The sequence below is a fragment of the Micromonospora sp. NPDC051296 genome, from assembly GCF_040682255.1.
In the GTDB taxonomy this organism is placed as follows: domain Bacteria; phylum Actinomycetota; class Actinomycetes; order Mycobacteriales; family Micromonosporaceae; genus Micromonospora; species Micromonospora craterilacus.
The window spans coordinates 1-2303 of record NZ_JBFBAO010000596.1; the positions used below are offsets into that span (position 1 = coordinate 1).

Annotated in this window: 2 protein-coding genes and 1 pseudogene; all 3 read left to right on the plus strand. The window is 74.4% G+C overall.

The features are described 5' to 3' along the window. Positions 1-1726 (plus strand): ATP-binding protein (locus AB0M52_RS33330; protein ID WP_363961828.1); only part of this gene is annotated, 1726 nt, incomplete at its 5' end. After that, positions 1723-2127, plus strand: a complete 405-nt coding sequence (locus AB0M52_RS33335) for a roadblock/LC7 domain-containing protein (protein ID WP_111216746.1) — start codon at positions 1723-1725, stop codon at positions 2125-2127. The genes AB0M52_RS33330 and AB0M52_RS33335, both read left to right, overlap by 4 nt. Positions 2128-2227: 100 nt before the next feature. Next, a pseudogene (locus AB0M52_RS33340) lies at positions 2228-2303 on the plus strand (DUF742 domain-containing protein); the annotation flags it as partial.

Here is a 2303-nt window from a genome sequence, read left to right on the forward strand (position 1 = left end):
GGTCGGCGACCGCGCCTCGCTGTACGTCGAGGACCGCGGCATCGGCATCAGCGGCGAGCAGTTGGCTGATCTCAACGAGCGGCTGGCCACGCCGCCGCAGGTGGACGTCGCCGTCTCCCGGATGATGGGCCTGGTCGTGGTCGCCCGGCTGGCGTCCCGCCACGGGGTCAAGGTTGAGCTGCGTCCGGGCGGTGACCGGGGCACGGTCGCCGACGTCACGCTGCCGCCCGCCGTGCTGGTGCCCCGGGCACTGTCCGGCCGCGGGCAGCAGCCCGCCGCGCTACCGGCCGCCGCAGGCCCCTCGTCCGCGCCGAGTCCGGCGTTCGGTGCGCTGCCGGCGCTCGGCAACGGTTCGCCCGCGCCGACGGCACCCGCACCGCGTCCCGGCGGGTCGGGCAACCAGGTGACCCTGGGTGGCCGACCCTTCGACCCGGCCAGCCGCAACGGCGCCGGCACGCCGGCCACCGTGGCGGGCGCGGGTAACCTGCCCGCCTGGTCGGACCTGACCGGCGCCAGCGGCGTCACCGGCGGCCACAGCTTCAACCCGCGTTCGTCGAACGGCCAGTCGATCGACCCGCTGCCGCAGCGCCGAGCCACCGACGAACCGGCCGACAACGGCCCGCAGTCGGGCATTCCGCGCCAGTTGCCGAGCAGCCCCGAGGCCGGGCCGTACGCGCCGCCCGCGGTGTCGGCACCGCCGGTTCCGCCGGTGTCGTCGCCACCGATCTCGGGCACGCCCTACTCCGCACCGCCGGTCTCGGCCGCGCCGGTCTCCGGTCAGCCGGTGTCCGCCGCCCCGACCTCGGCGGCGCCGGTGTCGGGTGGCCCACTGCCGCATCGGCCCGTCTCGGCGGCACCCAACGCCATGCCCACCATGGGCGCCTCGGCACCGCCGGCCTGGCCGCCGGTCGCCGGGGAGCAGTCTGCCCCGCCCGTGCCCGAGCGGCTCGCCGCCGCGCTGGACATGACCACCGAGCTGCCTCGGGTCCAGCAGCCGGCCGCCCGGCCCGCACCGGCGCATCCCCGGCCCACCACCCCCACGCCGCCGCAGGCCCAGAACCGGCAGCGGTACGCGGATGAGACGATGGAGCTGCCGATCTTCCGGGAGCTGGAGTCGGCGTGGTTCCGCACCCGTCGGCCGGGCCCGGAGGAGTCGGGCGGTGCCCGGCAGCCGGCGACGAACGGCGGTGCCACCCAGCAGTTCTCCGCAGTCGACACTGCGGGTCGACCCGTCCAGCAGACCCCAACCGGGACGACAGGTAACGCACCGATGGCAGAGACTCCGACGGCCGCAGGCGCGTCCTTCGGGAACGGCGCGGCGGCGAGCGGTGGCCCCCGTCCCGGAGTCGCCGAGAGCAAGCCCTCGTACCGTCCGGCGCCGCAGGACAATGTCTGGCAGACCGCGGCCGACGACGGCTGGCGGGCGGCCTCGGCCGCCAGCCAGGTGCCGGCTACCGGCACCACCCAGACCGGGCTGCCGAAGCGCACGCCGATGGCACAGCTCGTGCCGGGCGCGGTGGAGAAGCCGTCGACCTCGGTGCAGCGACGCAACCCGGAGTCGGTGCGTGGCCTGCTCTCCGCTTACCACCGGGGCGTCCAGCGAGGGCGTAGCCACCCCTCGGACAGCAACCCGACCGGCCCGGAGGGAACTCCGGGCGGGCAGCAATCCTCGCAGTCTGGCTCAGGCCCGATGGCCGGGAGCGGGCAGAAGGAGCATGAAGGATGACTACTACGCAGGATCTCGGTTGGCTGCTGGCCAACTTCGCGGACCGGGTGCCCGGTGTCGCGCACGCGGTCGCCGTCTCGGCGGACGGCCTGCTCCTGGCGTCGTCACGAGACCTTCCGCGGGACCGGGCGGACCAGTTGGCGGCGATCGCCTCCGGTCTGGTCAGCCTGACCCAGGGCGCGGCCCGCTGTTTCGAGGGAGGCGCGGTGCTGCAGACCGTGGTCGAGATGGACAATGGCTTCCTGTTCCTGATGTCGATTTCCGACGGCTCGTCGTTCGCGGTGCTCTCCGCACGCAGCTGCGACGTGGGACAGGTCGGTTACGAAATGGCCCTGCTGGTCGACCGGGTGGGTGACGCCCTGACCCCGCAGCCGCGTACGGCTGTGGGGATGATGGGCTGATCGTCGCGCCGGCCGGTGGGGCAGGCGGGGCAAAGACACTGCAAACGACGGGTAGCACCGGTGCGATCCGGTGCCGGGTACGAAGGAGGTGAGCGGCGACATGGCCGATCGTGACGAGCCGACGGGCGCATTGGTCCGTCCATACGCCGTGACCCGCGGTCGTACCCGTCCCCGCC